Genomic DNA, 18,585 nt, shown 5'->3' with positions numbered 1-18,585 from the left:
GCCTTGCGCCAAGTGACTGCCCCTCAAATCCCAAGTCCGAGCGTCAGTTCGCCGGTTTCCGTCCAAAATACAGCCGCTCCGTTGACGGGTTTGCCTCCTCGATTACCGACGGCGTCGATGTAGGCGGCTAGCTGCGGCCAATAGCTCTCGAAGCGGACTGCATGGTCAGCAATCGGGCCACTCTTATGGTCGATGATAATGAAGCCTTCAGCCCCCTCCGCAATCAGATCGACGATGATGCTTTGACGTCCTCCGTCGGCCAGTTCGAGCTCGATTGGCTGTTCGATATGCAGGCGCGTATAGCCAAGCTCCGCGAGGGTCTGACGAAGCGCTTGCGCCTGTTGCGCGAGAAGCTCGACCTCAGCGTCGGAGACCCGGCAATGCTGGCTTACCCTGCCCCGCAGATTTGGTCTGCACAGCAAAATCCGCAAGGCTTCGTGGACTGCAGTTCCCTTATCCGTTGCCTGGGCGAGATCCGATCCGGTGAGCCGGACACCCACTGAAATCGCCCGGGTGTCAATTTGCGAGGGCAGCGGCCGAGCGGTGGCGATTGCCTGGGAAGGGCTGATTACCGAGGTCAGCTGGCCGATAGCTCGCTTTTCAATGGCAAATCTGGGTTCGCGGTTGCTGCTCGCCAAGCAGATTCTGCCTACCGTATCGAACGATGCCGGGATCTCCTTGTCACAGATCGTCATGCGGGACGGGAAGTTCGCCGAACCGACAGTGATCTGATTGCCCTGTAACTTGATGCCACAGACGTCGTGCAAAAGACGGCGCGCCGTTATTGGCAATGGCGGCTCAACCTTGTCGTCGTCCTGTGGCCATTCGATGATCAGGCGATCACGCGCACGCGTCAGGGCGACGTACAGCAATCGGCGCGCTGTTTCTTCACTCTCGGGATAGAGCTCGTGGAGAAAGCGCGCTGTCGCCTCTGGAGCCGCAAAATCAGGAGCATAGGCAAGTGTCGCCTCTTCGATCACATGATCGAGGTCGTCGAAGCCGGGAAACTTTGTGCTGAATGTCCCAGCACGAGGATCAAGCTTGTGGTCCAGACCGCATACGACCACGACCGGCCACTCCCGCCCCTTCGATGCGTGCCAGGTCACGATCTCGATGCCGTCGGCCTCGGCGCCGGCAGGATTGGGGCGCAAATCCTCGCCCTTCAATCCCACCTTGTTTTCGAGCCAGCCAAGGAAGACGTTGGCACTCTGACCATAGAAACCGGAGGCTTCTCGCATATCGCGGTGTGCCTCCATGAAAGCCGCCGCTTCAGCCTCGAAGCGAAGGAGATCCGCTCTCATCTGGGCTGGGTCGTCAAGCCGGTCGCACCAGTCGCGCAGTCCGACGACCTGGATCACCTGGTGAACCAGTCTGTCCACGGGCGTCGCAAGGGAGTCCGGCCAAAGCCCCTGCAACGCCGCTAGCTCGGGTGTATCGATCCGGCCCTTGCGGGCCAGCGCGCCCAGGGCCTCTGTGAGAGGTGTCGCCCCAGGCCCGAGCGTGGCGGTGCAGATAGCTGCGTGATTGTCTGCAGGATCGACGACGAAGCGGAGAGCAAAGCACGCAGCCTGGACGATCTTGCTTTGCCACCAGCCACCTTCTGCGACGCGGACTGGCAAACCCAGCGCACGCAGCGCAGCCGCGTAGCTCGCGCAGTGGTTGTGCGTCGGACACAGGATTGCAACGTCCCGCGGCTCCAGATCGCGCAGGGCCTTGGAATGCCTGTCGACGATGGTGACCTGATCATCCGTCAGCAAAGACAGGAGCCGATCAGCGATGAAATGCTGGGGCTTTCCGCCAGAGCGGGCGCCGCGTTTGTTGGCCAACTCGATGACCTCCAGGGCGGTGTCGTGCCCGGCGGCGTTCTGCGCGGCAAGCGCAGTGTAATCGTCTCCGAATAGGCACGGGCCCAGCGCGTTCACGAAATCCATGATGCGCGGATCGGAGCGCCAGTTCCGGTCGAGTGGGCTGGTTTCAAATTGCTGTGTAAGCGCGACGGTCAGCCGGGGATCCGCGCCCTGGAAGCCCATGATCGCCTGCTTGGTGTCCCCAACGATCAGCGCCCGCTTGGCCCTACGCGCGAGTGCCCACAGAAAGGTGAACTGGATCGGGTTGGTGTCCTGGAACTCGTCGACAATGACGCAATCGACCTCGTCCATGATGGCGCCAAGCACGGCTGGCTTTTCCTCGAGGATCCGCGCGGCGTTCGTCACCATGTCGCTAAAGTCGATGACGCCGAGCTCACGCTTGCGGGTCTCGTAGTCCGTCATCGCCGACTGTGCGCCTTCCACCAGAGCGCGCGCATGCGAGACCGCATCCTCAAGCGGTCCGGGATGAGTAACCAGGTTGTCGGCCGCGAGCATGACCGCAGTTGCAAGATCATCGTAGCCATCAGGGGTCGGACTGCCGCGCTTCGACAGACGGAGGTCGCGCAGCCTTTGCCACAGCCGCCAGTCCTTACCATTGGCGGCGAGGAGCTGCTGCGCTTGCTTCAGAGCCCGAAAATTCTCGCGGAATGCAGTCTTGGCGGCGGCACTGCCTGCCTCGTCAGCGAGCGATCGCGGAAAGGCGGTAAGCAAGGCATCGACAGCCTTCTTCAGCCCTGCTGCAAGGGTATCGGATTTGCCGATCGGCGCTCCGTACCCGGCTCGGATGGATGCCTCGACAAAGTCGGCCATGGCCGGATCGCTGCCCCGCGGTCCTAGCGTTCGCAACAAAGCGATGACGCCGAGCAACCTCTTGCGGAAGCTGTCCTCTGCGGTTTCGTCGGAGGAGAAGCTTCCTTGATAGCCAAGAGCGGCCAGGTTCCGGGTGATCTCGCTCAGTCCTGGATTTTCTTCGATCGAGCGGCGGATCAGCAAGTCTTGCTCGTCTTCGGCGATAAGGCGCTGCTGAGGGGATGACCCCGATGCGAAGGCATGCTCGATCAGCAAACGGCGGCCCAGCCCGTGGATGGTAGAGACATAGGCTCGTTCGACAGCCAGCGCTGCTGCAAGATTGCTGTCCGCAATGAGCGCGCCCCTGATCCGCTGCCGCAGTTCCCCGGCGGCGGCTTCGGTAAAGGTAACCGCGAGGATCTTCTCGGGCCGCACCTTGCCGTCCCTGACCCATTGGGTGAGGGTTTCCTGGATATGGTGGGTTTTGCCCGCCCCTGCCCCTGCGGGTACAATCGAAAGTTCAGTCATCTTGATCGTCCGGAAGGGTTACGGAGGGAGCGGTGTCGTCGCGCATGAAGGCGGTGATCAACGGACTGTCCTCCAAGGCGTAGGTGCCAAGGGCTGCTGCCTTCTGGAAGAATTTGGCATCGGCCGTGGTGTTTGTTTCCAGTCGGCCAGCCTTGAGGGCCTCGAACCGAGCCGAAATCAGGGCAAGTGCATTGGCAGCGATGTCGCCGGCAACGAGTTCGACCTCCGTGCTATCGAAGACCTCAATCCCGTTGAGGAGGACGTTCCCGTCGTTCAGCGTATGATAGGCAACGGCCGGGAGCTTGGACCAACCGCTCAGAGTCTCGCCAATTCGGACAACGCCTTCATGGCTGCGCTCATCGATCTGCACGCTCATGCGTCGATAGAGGTCGACCTGCAGGTCCCAGCCTTTTTGAAGGCGCTGGCGCCGCGTTCCCGAGCTGCTCTTCTTGTAATCGACGACAATCGGCTGCCCATCGGGAAGGCGAAGCAGGCAGTCAGCTTTGCCGTGGACGGGATGGCCGAACAGGGTGCCTGAGAGCCAGAATTCGTTGCCCACGATCTCGGCATCGAGCGATCTGAGGACCATCGACCAGTGCTTGGCCGCCTTTGTAATCTCCGCCTCGAGCGTATTGCGTTCGACAGCCCAGACTGACGTCTGCAGGAACGGCGCAATCGCACGAATCCGTTCCAGCAGCAGCTCAGGCACCTTTTCTTCGATGACTTCGTTCGAAGGATGATCCTTGCCTGGTGGGAACAAGCGCTCAAACACCTCGTGCGCGAGCGAGCCACGCAGCATAACGTCAAGCGCCTCCGGCTGCCACGAAACATGCTCGGCGCCGAGTTCGGCCAAAACCCAGGCCAATGGGCTGATGAGCAGCTTCTCGAGACGGCTCGGGCTCTGCGCCCTCGGGCTGCCATCATCCTTCTTGCGCAGACCAAGGAGATCGAGATCGAACTCGTAGTGGCTCGGCACCTCAAGCGGCTGGAGCGGTTCCACAACAGGACGTGGCTTCCAGGCCACCAGCCTGTCCCAGATAGTCCCTTCGCTATGCGTCAGCGGCACGACCAGTGATTCTGGGTCTTCCAAGCCTGCAACGAGACGCGAGATAAGAGGCAAGCTCGACGAGACGGAGAGAAAGTTGCCGCCGCGATCGCGCTCTGACAGGAGGAAGATCACCTGTTCACTGGCAGCTCCAATCTGACGCGCGAACAGCTCGAGCGCAGCATCGAGCTGCTTAGCCTGCGACGGTAGCTGCAAGCCAGTTGCCCCGCCAATCGCCACAACCTCGCTATCGAGGAAGAACGGATTGCCCGACGGTGACGGCGGATAGGCACCATCGTTGAAGCCAAGAACGAGAAGCTTGCGGAACTGCCGCTTGGGCGCTTCATGGGCGAGCATCACCGAGATGCCGCCAAGGAAGTAGTCGCCCCGTGGGCAAGGCGGCGCCTGATAAGCAGCGGCCATTTGAATGGCCTTCTCCAGTTCTGCCTCGGCGGCATCATTAGCATTGCCCAGAGCGGCCAGGAGGCGCGATGCCAACTGCTTCGCCTCGGCTACATCCGGCGCGAAGAGTTCGTCGTCACTGAGCAGCCTCTGGAAGGAGCGTACCTGCTCTTTGAGCTGACCATTCGTCGCAGGTGATGCTGACCGAATGAGCGAGAAGAGCGCCGCCTGTTTCCCACTAAGGCTATGCACCAGCATCGGCTGAAAATCGCCAGCCATGACGGCACTGGCCAGAGCCGTGCCCACGTCCGGGGACCAGCAAAGGATGGGGGAGCAATAGAGCGAGGCGAGCGCCATGGCAGGTGCTGGGCGCCGTCGGCATTGCAGGAAGTGCAGGAGCGTCTCACCCCCAACATTTCTGCGTTCCGGCACACCAGGCAAGGACGATGTTGTGAGCCCAGCCTGCCCGAATGCTTCGGACAGGTAATGAATGTATTCCGGACCGGATGGCAAAATGATGCCGATCTCACTGGCGGCCAGAGTTTGATCTTCGGTCAGCCAGCGCTGGACGATGGCTGCGGCTGCTTCGCATTCGGTCAATGCATCCCGGACGGAGAGAACCGCGAGGCTGTCGTCCATGGGCGCGACAGGCGCCGACGGGTCCAGAAGATGCCGTTGGACATGACCGGCAAGCACCGAGGCAGGCGCGCGGCAAATCTTGCGATCCGAAATCAACCGCACATGGTCAATGTCGTCCTCGTCGAGCTTGCCATGGTGGCTTTCAAGGTGCTCGAGCACAGCACGCTCGAGAGACGTCAGCTGGGTGCAGTTTCGATCCCAAATGACTTGAAACGACTGCAGTGCCTCGGCCGCTTCACAGGCCAGAATTGCCTTCAGCGTTGCCAGGTCGGACGGCACGATCGCTGGACTACCAGCCCAAAGATCCCGTAGCGCATCAATGTGGACGCGCGCCCGCCCATCCGACGGCAAAGCATCGGTCGTTATCGATCCTGGCTCCAGGTCTCGCGTGGCCATCATCAGATGGCCCAGCATGGCCCCGATGGCCGAGGCTGTCTGTTCAGGGGCGACCGCGAAGCTTTCCGCCCAGGGCACATTGTCGCCCAACGTTTCCAGGACCTCGCGCAGGGGCTTCTCGGTACAGTGAGGCAAGGCATAGAGGCTCGCCAGGAGCTGCGGGCTGAGCGGCATGCAGCTCGCAAATGGCGCGTCGCCGATCCGAAGATGGCAATTCTCAAACATTCAAACGAATCCCCTCGACAATCGTCGCACCAATCCCTGCCCTTTTCTGCACATCAGCTACGACATATTAGGTCGTAGCATTGCCTGAGCCACTGCCAGGCGCTTCTCCATCATTTCTTGGAGTGCCGCAGGTCCTTCGATGACCAAGTCGCCCGCCCATCCGAACAGATGATTGGCGAGTTCGAACAGGCCGCCGGAACGAAACCGCACCAGCAGCTCTTCGCCATCATCTTCGAACTGCTGAAGCGGGTGGAATCGCCATGCGCGCGCACGCTCCACGGCATGTGGGAGGACTCTCAGCACAATGTCATGGTCTTCTTCTTGCCAGATGCCGAAACTCCGGGCCATCCAGCCGTCGAGATCCCAATCATCCGGCGGGCAGCCGACGATCCCGCTGTCTCGAACGTTGCTCATACGGTCGAGCCGAAAGGTGAATGGCGGATCATCCCGGTCGGGCATCTTGCCCAGAAGATAGGTGATGGGCCCATGGATCAGGCCGTACGGGATGACCCGTCGCCAAGAAGGCTCGGCTGCCCAATCGGGCTGATAGTCGAAATCGACACAGTGGGCGGCTAGGATCGCAGACTGGATCGTTGTCAGATCCTCAGGCGAGGCAATGACGGCAGGCCCTGCGGCAACTCGCGATCGCTGCAGCCGGGTGAGCAGATCGAGATCATTGTCGAGCCGACGACGCTCCGCGCTGTCGAAGGCGATCTTGATCTTCGACAGCAGCTTTTCAAGTGCTTCAGTGTTGGCGGTGCCTTCAATGCGTCCGGCTTCAACCACGGCCTGGAGCGCGGCGACTTCGGCCGCGTTTGGCCTTGCATAGGCCCTGCCGGGGCTATCCTTGATTCTGAACCGCTTGATGCGGCCATCAACCGCTTCTTCCAAGTCGAAATGAATGAGTATGACGTTGCGCAGACGCTCAACAGTCCTGCGGTTAACCTCAAGCAATACAGCCATCTCATCGAGCGACAAGCCTTCGATGCTTTGCGTCAACGCGTGCACGAGTTTGAGTGTGCGATCGAGATTACTGAGGCGCTTTGTCATTAAAGCCATTGCTAACTGCCTGTCCTACAAGCGCAAGTCGGATCACGCGCAATCCCCACATTATACGACCATTCTTGTCGCACTCGTATGTTTGAAGGCTCCTCATGGAACTGGAGCTCAGGGAGATTGCGCACAAGATGGCACGTCAAAGGGCAGCACAAGCGGAGTTCGGCCAGCACGAGCAGGGTGAAACAGCGCATTTCGCGCATGCTGCTGCGCGCGTATTGCAAGGGTTGAGCGTCAACCAAGTGAAGCGGTGCGGTGAGGATCTGATTGATCTCATTGACCGGGAGGTGCCGGTTGCTGCGCTGCAAAAACTTGCCAATAGGGAAAAACCCTCGGTGGTCGAAATGCGGGCGGTAGCTCGGCAATTGGCCGCGAAGCGTGCCGAGAAAGCCCAGTTGGACAATGTCTTTGCATGGGTTGGTGAACTGTTCGGTCTGGATCCCGCTGAAATCACCATCCTCACTATTTTCGCTCGCTGGGGGAAATTTGAGTGCTGGCGGGAGCTCGTGCGCCGTGCCCCAATCTCATGCAGCAACCTCACCCCCAGTGCCGTCGCTCAGCTATCTGGCCTTGCCAACAATACCGTCGAGCAGAAATTTATGCCCGGCGCCCCGCTCTTCGCGTCCCGTCTCCTTCATGACGGCCGGGACGGAGAATACAGCCTGAGCCCGCTTCTCAGGCGCCTCATTCGGGTTCATGCGGAAACCCGGGAGGACATGTTGCGCTGGCTCATGCCTGAACCGGAGCAAGGGGGACTGCTTTGGGATGATTTCGAGCACCTCGATCCTTTGCGGAGCGTCGCCCTCAAGATCCTTGTAAGCAAGGAACCCGTTAGCATTCTGTTGTTCGGCGAGCCCGGCACGGGAAAGACCGAGTTCGCCCGCTCGCTCGCCAGCGAGGCAGGAAGCGGCGCGATCTTTGCCGGTTTGAGCGACGACTTCGGCAACGAGCCCGATCGCTCCGAGCGCCTCGATCATCTCATGATCCTGCGCGCCATGTGTCGCCATCACCGGGACAGGGTTATCGTCGTCGACGAAGCCGACGATGTCCTGATGATGAGCGAGCGCAAGGGCAGTTCCAAGCAATGGATCAACCGCCTCGTTGAGGCTCCCCAAGTTTCCACGATCTGGATCGTCAATCAGCGTTCGCGGTTGGACCCTGCCGTCCTGCGGCGCATGACCCTCGCAATTGGCTTCGACAGGCCGCGTTTTGCAGTGCGAGAGCGGGTTGCCCAGAGGTCCGCTCAGACAGCATCGGTTGCCCTGAGCACGGCTGAACTGCGTGAGATCGCGAGTCTGAAGGCGCCTCCTGCAGTCGTTGCGGCCGGCCTGAAGGCCGCCCATCTCGCCAGCGGCGGGGCCGACGTTGCGAAGACCGCCATCCACAGTGTGATGCGTGCTCTTGGCCAGTCCTGCGCCCCCGACGCACCAGGCAGTTCGGTTTATGATCCGAAGCTGTCACGGGCGGACACTGATTTGTCTCGTCTCGCTGAGCGTCTGGCCGCGACCCCAGATCGAGGCTGGAGCCTGTTGCTGTCGGGGCCTTCAGGTACAGGTAAGTCCGCCTTTGCGCGGCACCTCGCCGAGACCATGGGGTTGGAAATTGAAGAGCGGCGGTGCTCGGACCTGATGAGTCCCTATGTAGGCGAGACCGAACAAAACATTGCTGAAGCCTTTGCCAAGGCAGCCGACCGCGGTGCGCTGCTATTGATCGATGAGGTCGACAGCTTCCTTTACCGCAGGGAAGCCGGTCAACGGAGCTGGGAGGTCAGCCAGGTCAACGAGATGCTGGTACAGCTCGAACACCTCCGCACTCCCTTCATCGCCACGACCAATCTGGCCGACAATCTCGATCCAGCGACCCAGCGTCGCTTCACGATCCGCGCTGTGTTCAATGCCATGACGCCAGCGCAGGCAGGCAAGCTTTTCCAAGCCCGGTTTGGCCTCGACTGGCCATCGGAGTGGCCCATCCACCATGGCCAAACGCCGGGTGACTTTGCGGTCGTTGCGCACCGCGCGAAGCTGCTGGCGGAGAAGGATCCAGCTGTCCTAGTGAGGTGGCTACGTGACGAGATCGATGCGCGTGGCGACCAGATGCGGGGTACGATGGGGTTTCACGTCCACTCGCCCCCTGCGCCACGTCAACGCACAGAAGACTTGGACGAGGCAGCGTGAACTCACCCCGAAGCGGCCGAGCTAGTCGACCACAGGGTAATTCGGCATCGGCCAAGCGTGATCCGGGTTATCCATCATCAGATCGACGAAGATGGGCAGCAGGCAACCCAGAAGAGAGGCGCCATCCCTGACTTGGTCACGGTTGACGTCGCTGTTCCAGGTTGCGCCGCCATGCACCAGCTGGTTCCTCAGAACGTACAGCCGATCAAACAGGATAGAGAGAATCCGGGCTGTATCGTGCTCACGCAAGGCGTGCTTGATGGCTGTCTGGCTTCGCTCAAGCTTTTGCTCCCAATCCGCATAGCCCGGGTCCCCGTTCTGGTGCTGCCAGAACGGGTGATAGACATGCCGATTATCCAGAAGCAGCCGGATTTCCTGGCTGAACCGTTGCCAGACGGCATCGTAGACCCGGTGGCGGGCGTCGAACTTCACCAAGGTCGAGAAAAATGCCTGAAAGAGACCGCGTTCGCCTTCCGGCGCTGAGCTGCTGGCCGATGCCTCGACATCACCGGCATAGGCCGCGTTAAATCCAATCCAGAGAAGGATGAAGCGGACATCATGGTCTTCATCCTCAGCTTCGGCTCGTCGAAGCCAAGATAGCGCACGGTGCACGCGAAGCCCCAAAGGCTTCTGGAAGCCGTCCCGCAGCGAACGCTGCTTCTCCTTCAGAGCTTCGGGATGAAGAGTATTGCCCAGCGGATATCGATAAACCATGCGCGCAGCTTAGCGCGAGGAATCCTAACGGAATAGACTACGGCGTGATCAGTTTGGAATTCGCGATACGGCGCGGATCCACTCATCAATTTCCGCTTCGACCCAAACTGCACATTTGGGCCCCAGCGATCGTGACTTGGGGAAACGCCCTTCGCTCATCCGCTGATAGATGGCCGAACGACGCAGCCCGACGCGGGCCATCACTTCCGGCAGTCGAAGAAGTCGGGCCGGCGACACAGTTTCCGCCGGCGGCAGGTAGGGCGCTTCATCTTGAGCTGAATGCGACATTGCTGATCTCAATCGTAAAGTTCGGTCCCCTCCGAACTCCCAGGCCTACCGTGAGAGCGACATGGCGATGTCGCGATTGGCGAAATCATCGATGTGCTTGGCGAGCATTCGCGCCACCAGCTGCGCCGTGCCGCCCGCCCACCGAGGCCGCAGATCCTCGATCCGGCGGCCGAGGGTTCGCTGCAGATGGACGGGCAGGCTGGTGAAGAACTCTTCGAGAAATTCGCCCATCTCGCCATGCATCCATTCGCAAGCGAGATCTTCCTGCCCGGCGAGCGCTAGGATCATGGTAGCGCGGGGGTGTGCTCCACAGGCGGCGAGCACGCGTGATGCTTCGTCGAGCCCGATAGGCCGCTCGCCGCGCGCAACGCGAAGCAAGGTCTCGCGATGCATCCCGCTTTCATTGGCAATCCTGTGGCGTGGTTTGCCGGCGGCATCGATCGCATGGGCAAGCACGCGAGCCAGGCTTTCATTGGCCGGTCTGTCGGCGGCGGTTGGATGGTGCATGGTTGTCTCCTCGTTTCTTCAATGGTGCGATTCGCAGGCATATCGCGAAGCATCCCATGTAGGAAAATGAAAAGAACATAGATAGAACATCTCGTTTAGAGGCGAATCAGTTCCTCTATCCGAGTCGTCGCCGAATCGCGTCTAGCGTGACGGTAGTCACCGACACATAAAGACTGATTTAGCGCCATTATCGTCGGTTTTGATCGTCGGGCAGGAAAAGATGTGTCCGCATCTGTCCGCCTCCAGCGGAGATCAGATCACAACTCTTTCCTACAAACACTTCCTAGATGCATGTGGAACACACAGCGAACGCAAGGACGCTGTGACCACCCCTCCAACCGGAGCTTCACATGCAGTCTCTCACCCTCCCCCGGCGCGTCGGCGTCACCGGTCTCGGCAAGGCCCTCAACATTGCCATCCCGTTCGCAGTCGCGGCGCTTGCGGCGAGCGCCGCCTATGCGGGCGCTGACACGACCTTCACCCCTGCCCTCACCAAGTTCACCGACTTTCTCGAAGGTTCGGGCGGCAAGATCATCACGGTTCTCAGCCTCGCTGGCGGCCTGATCGGTCTGGCATCCGGGCGCTTTTCGCTCGGCCAGGTCGCCGTTCCGGTGGGCGTCGGCATCGGTGTCGGCACCGGTGTTCCGATCGTCACCTCGGTCGTGACCGCGGTCATCTGAACACGGCCCGAGAAGGCGGCGTCGCCATGGCAGACCCTTACATCATTCCCCGGCGCCTCGATGACCCGGAGCTTATCGGCTTCTGGACCATCGACGAGTTCGCGGGAATGCTGGTCCCCTTCACCTGGGGAATCCTCACCCAGCATATCTTTATCGGTATCATAGTCGCCTTCGGCGCCTGGTTCGCATTGCGAAAGGCAAAAGCAGGACGCGCCAGCTCCTGGGTAGCCCATGCCGCATATTGGTATCTGCCTGCAGGATTTCTGGGCCTCAAGGCAACGCCGCCTTCTCACTGCCGACTGCTTGCCGGTTGAGGGGCACACCGATGTTTTCCGACATATCACACGAACGTCAGCAATCGCTGCTGCGCCAGCGGAACCTGTTCGCGCTCACCAGTGCCGGTCTCGGCCTCGCACTGGTCGTAGCAGGGAGCCTTGCCGCCACCCGCGACCGTGAGGTTGTGCTGGTGCCGACCGTTCCCAAGCAACTCACGGTTAGCAGCGCCGGGGTCGAGGCCGACTATCTCGAGCTCGTCACCCGCGATGCCGCCCTTGTGCTCCTCAATCGCAGCCCCGAGGGCCTCGATTACTGGATGAACGAGATCCTGAAGCTGGCGGATCCCGCAAGCTATGGGCGGCTCAAAGCTGAGCTCGTGCGGATTGTCGAGGAGCAGCGGGGCTCGGACGTCACCCAGGCATTCGTGATCCGGTCGATGACTGTCGATCCGAAGGGGCTGACCTCGGATGTGACCGGAACTCTCAAGACCTTCGTCGGCGCACAGGTGATTGCGAGTGACGAGCGCCGCTTCCGCTTCAGCTGGACTTACCGCGGCCTGCGCCTGGCGCTGGCAGGGTTCGCCCAGCTCCCCCCACAGGACAAATCAAAGGAGGCCCAGTGATGGCTTACCGAAAAGATGCTTACGCTCGGGTCCGACTTCTGAGTGCGGCAGCACTGCTCACAGCAGTAGCATCCCCCGCTCATGCCGCCGACCAGTTCAAGCAAGCGGCCGATGGTGCCGGGATCGAGTGCAGTGTTTCGGCGCGGGAACTGACCCGCTTTGCGCTGGTCGACGACCAGTTCGCCAGCGTCTCGAAGATCTCGACCGGCACGCCCTACAACGACTTTGCGGTGACCAACGAGCCGGTGCGCGGGGATATCTACGTGTCCGTGCCGGAAACCTACGCCGCCCGGGCAATCAGCTTCTTCGCCACCACGAAAAAGGGCTTCGTCTACAAGGTCGCGTGCCGGGTTGAGCAAATTCCGGCGACCCAGGTCTTCGTCACCAACCCCGCGATCGCGAAGAACCGCGCGGCGGACTGGGAAAGCCAGACCCCGCTCGAGACCAGCGCCGTCAGGCTGATCCAGGCGATGGCCAACGACCGGACTGTCGATGGCTTCGAGGTCCGCCAGAGGGCCGCCATGCCTGCCCGAGTCGGCGATCTCGAAGTCCAGCTCATCGCAGATTATCGCGGCGCCAGTCTCACCGGAAAGGTGGTCCGCATCCACAATCGCGGGTCGAAGCCGGTGACACTGGCTGAGCGCGATCTCGCGCCCCGCGACACTCTCGCTGTCTCGATCGCCGAGCCGAAGCTCGAGCCCGGGACCAGCACCACGGCCTTTGTGGTCGGCGCAAACGCGGAGACCGGCCATGACTGATGCAGCCAATACGCCAAGCCCTGCCCCTCTGCAGGCCGAAAGTGCGGCGCCATCCGAACTTTCCGGGCTCAACGCCCGAACTGCGCGCCGTCAGAAGCTCCTGCTGGGCTCATTGGGAGCGCTCGCGCTGCTCGGCGGGAGCTGGTTCATCCTTGGCGGTGACGACAAGGCCAAGACCGGCGATCCCAATGCGGCGCAGACGATCGACACGGCGGGCCTCGTCAACCGCGATCTATCGCAGCGCGAGTTCGTCGCGACCTACGGCAACCGGCTGGATGCGGTCACGCGCGAACAGAAGGCCCTGAAGGAGGGGAGCATTCCGCGGACGGAGATCGAGGCGCAGCTTGCTGCTCTCAAGGCCGAAAACCAGGCCATGCGGGTCGATGGGCAGGCCGCGATCGATGCCATCTCCGCAGAGAATGCCGAGCTCAAGACACGGCTTGCCGCTCAGCCGGCGACGACGGCACCAACTGTACCGCCACCGGCTTATGGGCCGCAGGCGGGCGGTTATGACGCGCGGGGGCGTTCGCCCCAGCCCAGTGCTGTGTCCGCAGGTGGTGATCCTCAGGGCGGCATGATCCCGCCCTCTGGCGAGGTGAAGCTGATGAGCTTCAGCTCTGACAAGGCAGGGAGCAGTGGTCTCCGGGTGGGCCGCCCCGATGCGCCGCCGGTCGTCGTCGAGGACTCGCCTGATTACCTGCCGCCCAATTCCTATGCGTCGGCCAGGGTTATCGTTGGCGTCGATGCTTCGGCGGGCGTCGCCAGCCAGACCGATCCGCTGCCCGTGGTGCTGAGGATCACCGGCCCGGCCCGATCGGTGATGCAGAACGGGAAGGTTCTGACCACTCGGATCCAGGGCTGCGTTGTGAACGGCGCGGCGCGCGGGGATCTCAGCAGCGAGAAGGTCTATGTGAAGCTTGCCCGCATGACCTGCGATCAGCCTGGTGGCCGGGTCGCAGTGAGCGAGGTCAAGGGCTTCATCAGCTTCGCTGGCAAGTCCGGGGTCCGGGGTCGCGTCGTGAGCCGCGAAGGCAGCCTCGTCAGCCAGGCATTGCTCGCCGGGATCGTCGGCGGTTTCGGGCGCGGCTTCTCCGCAAACGCCAACAGCGTGTTCTCCGGCGTCACGACCAACCCCGATGGCAGTCGCTCCAAGCTCTCGGCTGGTGACATCCTTGGTGGCGGGCTTGGCCAAGGCGCCGCCGATGCCGCCGACACGGTCAGCAAATACCTGATCGAGCGCGCCGAACAGTACCAACCCGTCGTCGAGATGCCGACCGGCATCGATGTCGAGATCGTGTTCCTCGACGGCGTCTACGTGAGGAACTCCCAATGATCGAAAACTCGCTTTTAGAGCACGGCAATGGTCGGCGCCGCTGGCTGCGTGCCAGCGCCGGGCTGGCAGCAATCATCGTCTTGTCGGCCGCGACCGGATGGGGTGTAGCAAGCCTTGCAGCCCCTGCTGCCGCTCCGGACACGGCGAAGGTGCGTGAGGCACTCAAGCTGCGCCTGCCCAAGACGCCGATCGACGCGATCAACTGCAAAGGCCTTGGGGGCTTGTGCGAAGTCGCGTCCAAATCGACGCTCTTCTATGTCGACCGGGCTGCGAAATACCTGGTGATCGGCCGGGTCTACGACATGGAAGCCCGTCAGGATCTGACGGCTGCGCGGCTGCTTGCCCTCAATCCGGATCTGCTGGCGGCAGGCGCTGCGCGGCGCAGCAATCCCGAAGCGCAAGCGGATGGGAGCCCAAACCCTTCAGCAGCTTCAGCCCGGAACGCTGAACCGCGGCATGTGCAGCTTGGCAAGCTTCCATCAAATGGCGCGATCACCTGGGGCCCTGCCAATGGTCCACGTGTCGTTGTCTTCTCGGACTTCCACTGCGGCTACTGCAAGAAGCTTGAGGCAGAACTGAAGGCGATCGGGGCGCGGGTCGAAGAACGGCCGATCTCGATTTTCGGCGCAGAGAGCCGCCGCGACGCCGAGCGGGTTCTGTGCTCACCTCGACCCGAGCTGGCGCTGCACATGGCCTATTCGGGTCTGGCGCTCGCCAATCCCAAACCCTGCGACACGAGCGGCCTCGATGCCAACGAGGCCTTCGCCCGGGCACACGGCTTTGGCGGCACGCCGGTGATCGTGCGCCCCGCCGATGGCGCCGTTCTCGAGGGTTTCCGGCCTGCTGCAGTGCTCCGGGAATTCCTGCGCCCAACCTCCACCCGGGCTCCCACCCCAGCTCCGAAAGGATAACCCCATGCGGTTTCCATCACGTCTTCTTGTCTGCGCCTGCCTGGCCGGCTTCTCCAGTGGCTGCGCCACGTTCGGCACCAATGTCGAAGGCGACTTCACCTGCCGGGCGCCCAAGGGCGACTGCGCACCGGCCCACGTCATCGATGCCAAGGCGACGAACACTCTGTCGTCGGGCACGACGCCTCGTGCCGAGACACGCCCCCGGTCGGGCGTGGTGGAGGCTGACACCACGCGTACGGCGGAGCGGACCCTGCGGGTCGTCTTCCCAGCGCATGTCGATGAGGCAGGAACGCTCCATGATGAAGCGGTCGCCTGGACAGTCGTCGACAACCCGCGCTGGGCAACCGAACTGCGCCGCAAGGCGGGTGAGGACAAGAGCGGGGCCGTCATGCGTCAGGTCCGCCGGCAGTTGAAGGCCGCGCAAGCTGCGTCGGCACACGAAGCCGCAGACGGACACTCGGATGCTACCGTCGATCTTGCGTCGCCCTTTTCATCCGCGCCCACGAACGGGACCAGCACCCTGGAGACCCCGGGCGCTGATGCCCCCAGTTCCGAAAATGCCGTTTCAGATGCCTCGCCGCTGGTCCTCCCCTCCACGGCGCGCGAGGCCGTTGCCGGTGCCAAAGCACCGGCGGTCGAGGGGTTCGACACGCCGCCTCCCCCGCGTGATCGGACCCCTCGGCCAGAGGCGGGGCACAGCGCTCCCGTGTTCCCCAGCGCCGCGGCGATTGAAGCCGCGAAAGCTGCGATCCGCCCCGCAGCCAGGGCCGGTGAACAGCCGATAGCCAGCACCCCGCAGCCCGAGGAACCCAAGTAATGGCCGAGCAACTCAAGTCCGTCATTGATCGGCTGCTTAGCGGATTGCTGGGTGACGCCGAGCACGTCGAAAAGCCCCGCCCCCAGCTGATGGTCGACATGCTGTCCGACTGGCTGCCCTACAGGGTCTATGATCCGGCAACGCGCCTGTACTTCAACGCACGCTCGAAGGGCTTTGTCCTCTCGGTCACGCCGCTGATCGGCGCGGACGAGCGCACAGGGGAAATCCTCGGGCAATTCTTCTCGGAAGGCTTACCAGCGGGCGCCTGCCTGCAGGTGCTCCACCTCGCAAGCCCGCGCATCAGCAGAATCATCGCCCCGTGGTTTGCGCCACGGTACATGCAGGGCGGCGTGTACGAGGCGATTGCCCGTCACCGCGCGCGGCGGCTCTATTCGCTCGTCTGGGAGTCCGGCTCTGCGGACGCACCCTTTCATGCGCGGCATCACCAGGTCATCGTCTCGGTCGGCGTGCCAACATCGAAGGCTGTCAGCAACGAGGATCTCAAACAGACCCGCGAGGGACTGGTGGCGATGCTCAAGTCGCTGAACCTCGGCGTGGTCGAAGTCGGGCCCGAAGCGCTGATCGCGGTCATCGATGATCTGACCTCGCCCACCACCGCGCCGCAGGACGACGCGGTGCCCTACAACCCGAACGATCCGATCGCCTCCCAGGCAATCCGCCACGACATCGAACTGGTCGTGGCAGAAGACCGCATGCGCCTGGTGACCGAGCGGTTCCGTCCCACCGGCAAGGTCAATGACGGGGTGCCCGAGATCGGGACCGTCTATCCTGATGCCTTCGATGTCCGGCATTTTGCCGTACGCAACATGCCATCGCGCTGGGCCCCGTGGGAATGCGCGCGGCTGATCGGCGACCTGTTCACCGACAAGCTGCGCTTCCCCTGCCCGGCCGCGACCATGCTGTGTCTCGTCTATCCCGACCAAGAGGCTGCATCGGCGAAGGCCGGCTTCAAGTTCATGCGGACAACCAGCCTCGCCGGAACCCGCAGTGCCAGGTTCCTGCCACGGATCGGGGAACAGGCCGCCGAGTGGCAACATGTTCAGGCTGAGCTGCAGGAAGGCCGCCGTCTGGTGCGCGTGTTCTACGGCGTGACGACCTATTCGCCACTTGGGTCCGGCGACCGCCACGAGCGCGCGATCAAGTCGATCTACAAGGCGGCAGGCTGGGACCTCACCGACGAGCGCTATCTGCAGATCCAGGGGCTTCTCGCGGCGATGCCGCTGACGCTAGCCGACGGGCTCGGTGCCGACATGGAGCGGCTGAAGCGGTTCAAGACCGTTCTGTCGACCACGGCAGCCAATATCGCGCCCATGCAGGGCGAGTATCTCGGAAGCGCCCACCCTCACCTGCTGTTCGTCGGTCGGCGCGGCCAGCCCTTCTTCTGGTCGCCGTTCGAGAACGAGGCGGGCAACCACAATGTCGCGATCTGCGGCAAGTCGGGATCTGGCAAGTCGGTGCTGCTCCAGGAGATGTGCGCCGCGCTGCGCGGCGCCGGCGCGCAAGTGGTCGTGATCGACGATGGTCGCAGCTTCGAGCATTCGGTCAAGCTGCAAGGCGGCCGCTTTGTCGAGTTCACAATGAAAGCGGGCTTCTGCCTCAACCCCTTCTCGATGATCGACGGAACCCGCGCCGCCGAGGACGAGGATTATCGCCTCGACTGCGTCGGGATGATCAAGGCGATCGTCGGGCAAATGGCCCGCCACAGCGCAAAGCTGACCGATACCGAGCGCGGGCTGATCGACCGGGCGGTCAACATAGTCTGGGCTGAACACGGCGCGGCGGCCACGGTCACGACCGTCGGCGAGATGCTGGCCACTCTTGGCCATGACACGGCCGCAGACATTGCGACTGCGCTTGCCCCCTACATGGCTGGCGGAACCTACGGCGCCTTCTTCGAAGGCCAGGCCAGTCTCGACCTTGATGCGGATTTCACTGTGTTCGAGATGTCCGACCTCGCGAGCCGGGAAGACCTGCGCAGCGTGGTCCTCTCCGCGATCATGTTCATGACCAGCCAGGCGATGACGCGCAGCCCAAGGTCGCTGCGCAAGCTGCTTCTGATCGATGAAGCCTGGTCGATGCTGAAGGGCGGTTCGATGGGTGAATTCGTCGAAACCTATGCCCGCACCTGCCGGAAATATGGCGGCGCCCTCGCGACCGCCACACAGTCGCTCAACGACTACTACAAGTCCGACGGGGCGACGGCAGCGCTGGAGAACAGCGACTGGATGCTGATCCTTCAGCAGAAGCCGGAGACGATCGCCGATTTCAAGGCGAGCAAGCGCCTCGATATGGACGATCGCACCGAGACGCTGATCCGCAGCCTCAAGCGCTCCGGGAGCGACTATTCCGAGGTGTTCATCAAGGGCCCGGAGACCGAGGCGATCGGGCGGCTCGTGCTCGATGACTATTCGGCAACGCTCTTCTCGAGTTCGCCCCAGACCTTCGCCGCCATCGATGCCGAGATCGCCCGCGGCCACCAGCTCGCCGATGCCATCGAGCGCATCGCCTTCGCCAATCGCTGACATCGCCAGATCAA

The 18,585-nt window shown here is 62.4% G+C and carries 15 protein-coding genes; 9 read left to right on the top strand and 6 right to left on the bottom strand.

The window, feature by feature from the left end; translation table 11 throughout:
- Nucleotides 1–23 precede the first annotated feature (23 nt).
- The 3 genes from ACQKOE_RS01835 to ACQKOE_RS01825 all read right to left on the bottom strand — a co-directional run bounded on the left by ACQKOE_RS01835 (nucleotide 24) and on the right by ACQKOE_RS01825 (nucleotide 6,942).
- The gene (locus ACQKOE_RS01835; RefSeq protein WP_427511290.1) at nucleotides 24–3,185 is read right to left on the bottom strand and encodes a UvrD-helicase domain-containing protein; all 3,162 of its coding nucleotides are present in this window, start codon (nucleotides 3,183–3,185) and stop codon (nucleotides 24–26) included.
- Complete coding sequence (locus ACQKOE_RS01830) at nucleotides 3,178–5,841, bottom strand: PD-(D/E)XK nuclease family protein (protein WP_427511289.1); 2,664 nt, start codon at nucleotides 5,839–5,841, stop codon at nucleotides 3,178–3,180. Before ACQKOE_RS01830 ends, ACQKOE_RS01835 begins: the two co-directional genes overlap by 8 nt.
- A 108-nt stretch (nucleotides 5,842–5,949) precedes the next feature.
- Nucleotides 5,950–6,942 (bottom strand): helix-turn-helix transcriptional regulator, encoded by a 993-nt coding sequence (locus ACQKOE_RS01825; protein WP_427511288.1) that lies wholly within the window; start codon nucleotides 6,940–6,942, stop codon nucleotides 5,950–5,952.
- 104 nt (nucleotides 6,943–7,046) lie between these two features.
- On the opposite strand from ACQKOE_RS01825, the gene ACQKOE_RS01820 reads away from it, so the two are divergent.
- Nucleotides 7,047–9,122, top strand: coding sequence for an AAA family ATPase (locus tag ACQKOE_RS01820; protein WP_427511287.1), 2,076 nt, complete (start codon nucleotides 7,047–7,049; stop codon nucleotides 9,120–9,122).
- A gap of 21 nt (nucleotides 9,123–9,143) precedes the next feature.
- On the opposite strand, the gene ACQKOE_RS01815 is transcribed toward ACQKOE_RS01820, so the two are convergent.
- From ACQKOE_RS01815 to ACQKOE_RS01805, 3 genes are read right to left on the bottom strand one after another with little or no spacing between them, the layout of a single operon-like run.
- A complete protein-coding gene (locus ACQKOE_RS01815) occupies nucleotides 9,144–9,836 on the bottom strand; it encodes a hypothetical protein (protein WP_427511286.1) in 693 nt (230 codons plus the stop codon).
- A 48-nt stretch (nucleotides 9,837–9,884) separates the two neighbouring features.
- The gene (locus ACQKOE_RS01810; protein ID WP_427511285.1) at nucleotides 9,885–10,124 is read right to left on the bottom strand and encodes an AlpA family transcriptional regulator; all 240 of its coding nucleotides are present in this window, start codon (nucleotides 10,122–10,124) and stop codon (nucleotides 9,885–9,887) included.
- Nucleotides 10,125–10,169: 45 nt separating this feature from the next.
- Nucleotides 10,170–10,631 (bottom strand): transcriptional regulator, encoded by a 462-nt coding sequence (locus tag ACQKOE_RS01805; protein ID WP_427511284.1) that lies wholly within the window; start codon nucleotides 10,629–10,631, stop codon nucleotides 10,170–10,172.
- Nucleotides 10,632–10,981: 350 nt separating this feature from the next.
- Between ACQKOE_RS01805 and ACQKOE_RS01800 the strand changes: the two genes are divergently transcribed.
- From ACQKOE_RS01800 to traC, 8 genes are read left to right on the top strand one after another with little or no spacing between them, the layout of a single operon-like run.
- The gene (locus tag ACQKOE_RS01800) at nucleotides 10,982–11,311 is read left to right on the top strand and encodes a hypothetical protein (RefSeq protein ID WP_338642575.1); all 330 of its coding nucleotides are present in this window, start codon (nucleotides 10,982–10,984) and stop codon (nucleotides 11,309–11,311) included.
- Nucleotides 11,312–11,337: 26 nt separating this feature from the next.
- Nucleotides 11,338–11,625, top strand: coding sequence for a type IV conjugative transfer system protein TraL (gene traL / locus ACQKOE_RS01795; RefSeq protein ID WP_427511283.1), 288 nt, complete (start codon nucleotides 11,338–11,340; stop codon nucleotides 11,623–11,625).
- Between the two features lie 11 nt (nucleotides 11,626–11,636).
- Entirely contained in the window at nucleotides 11,637–12,209 is a 573-nt protein-coding gene (locus tag ACQKOE_RS01790) for a type IV conjugative transfer system protein TraE (RefSeq protein ID WP_062348245.1), read from the top strand.
- On the top strand, nucleotides 12,209–12,967 hold the full coding sequence (locus ACQKOE_RS01785) for a type-F conjugative transfer system secretin TraK (protein ID WP_427511282.1): 759 nt from the start codon (nucleotides 12,209–12,211) through the stop codon (nucleotides 12,965–12,967). Before ACQKOE_RS01790 ends, ACQKOE_RS01785 begins: the two co-directional genes overlap by 1 nt.
- The gene (locus tag ACQKOE_RS01780) at nucleotides 12,960–14,300 is read left to right on the top strand and encodes a TrbI/VirB10 family protein (RefSeq protein ID WP_427511281.1); all 1,341 of its coding nucleotides are present in this window, start codon (nucleotides 12,960–12,962) and stop codon (nucleotides 14,298–14,300) included. The genes ACQKOE_RS01785 and ACQKOE_RS01780 overlap by 8 nt, the downstream gene beginning before the upstream one ends.
- Nucleotides 14,297–15,211, top strand: a complete 915-nt coding sequence (locus ACQKOE_RS01775; protein ID WP_427511280.1) for a DsbC family protein — start codon at nucleotides 14,297–14,299, stop codon at nucleotides 15,209–15,211. The genes ACQKOE_RS01780 and ACQKOE_RS01775 overlap by 4 nt, the downstream gene beginning before the upstream one ends.
- 4 nt (nucleotides 15,212–15,215) lie before the next feature.
- A complete protein-coding gene (locus ACQKOE_RS01770; protein WP_427511279.1) occupies nucleotides 15,216–16,028 on the top strand; it encodes a conjugal transfer protein TraV in 813 nt (270 codons plus the stop codon).
- Nucleotides 16,028–18,571: a type IV secretion system protein TraC gene (traC, locus tag ACQKOE_RS01765; RefSeq protein ID WP_427511278.1), complete on the top strand. Its 2,544-nt coding sequence runs from the start codon at nucleotides 16,028–16,030 to the stop codon at nucleotides 18,569–18,571. The genes ACQKOE_RS01770 and traC overlap by 1 nt, the downstream gene beginning before the upstream one ends.
- Nucleotides 18,572–18,585 lie beyond the last annotated feature (14 nt).

Origin of the sequence: Novosphingobium sp. NPDC080210 (assembly GCF_050281025.1) — a bacterium.
GTDB lineage: Bacteria > Pseudomonadota > Alphaproteobacteria > Sphingomonadales > Sphingomonadaceae > Novosphingobium.
The sequence above is the reverse complement of the archived record's forward strand: the minus strand, read 5'-3'. Positions and strand labels throughout refer to the sequence as shown.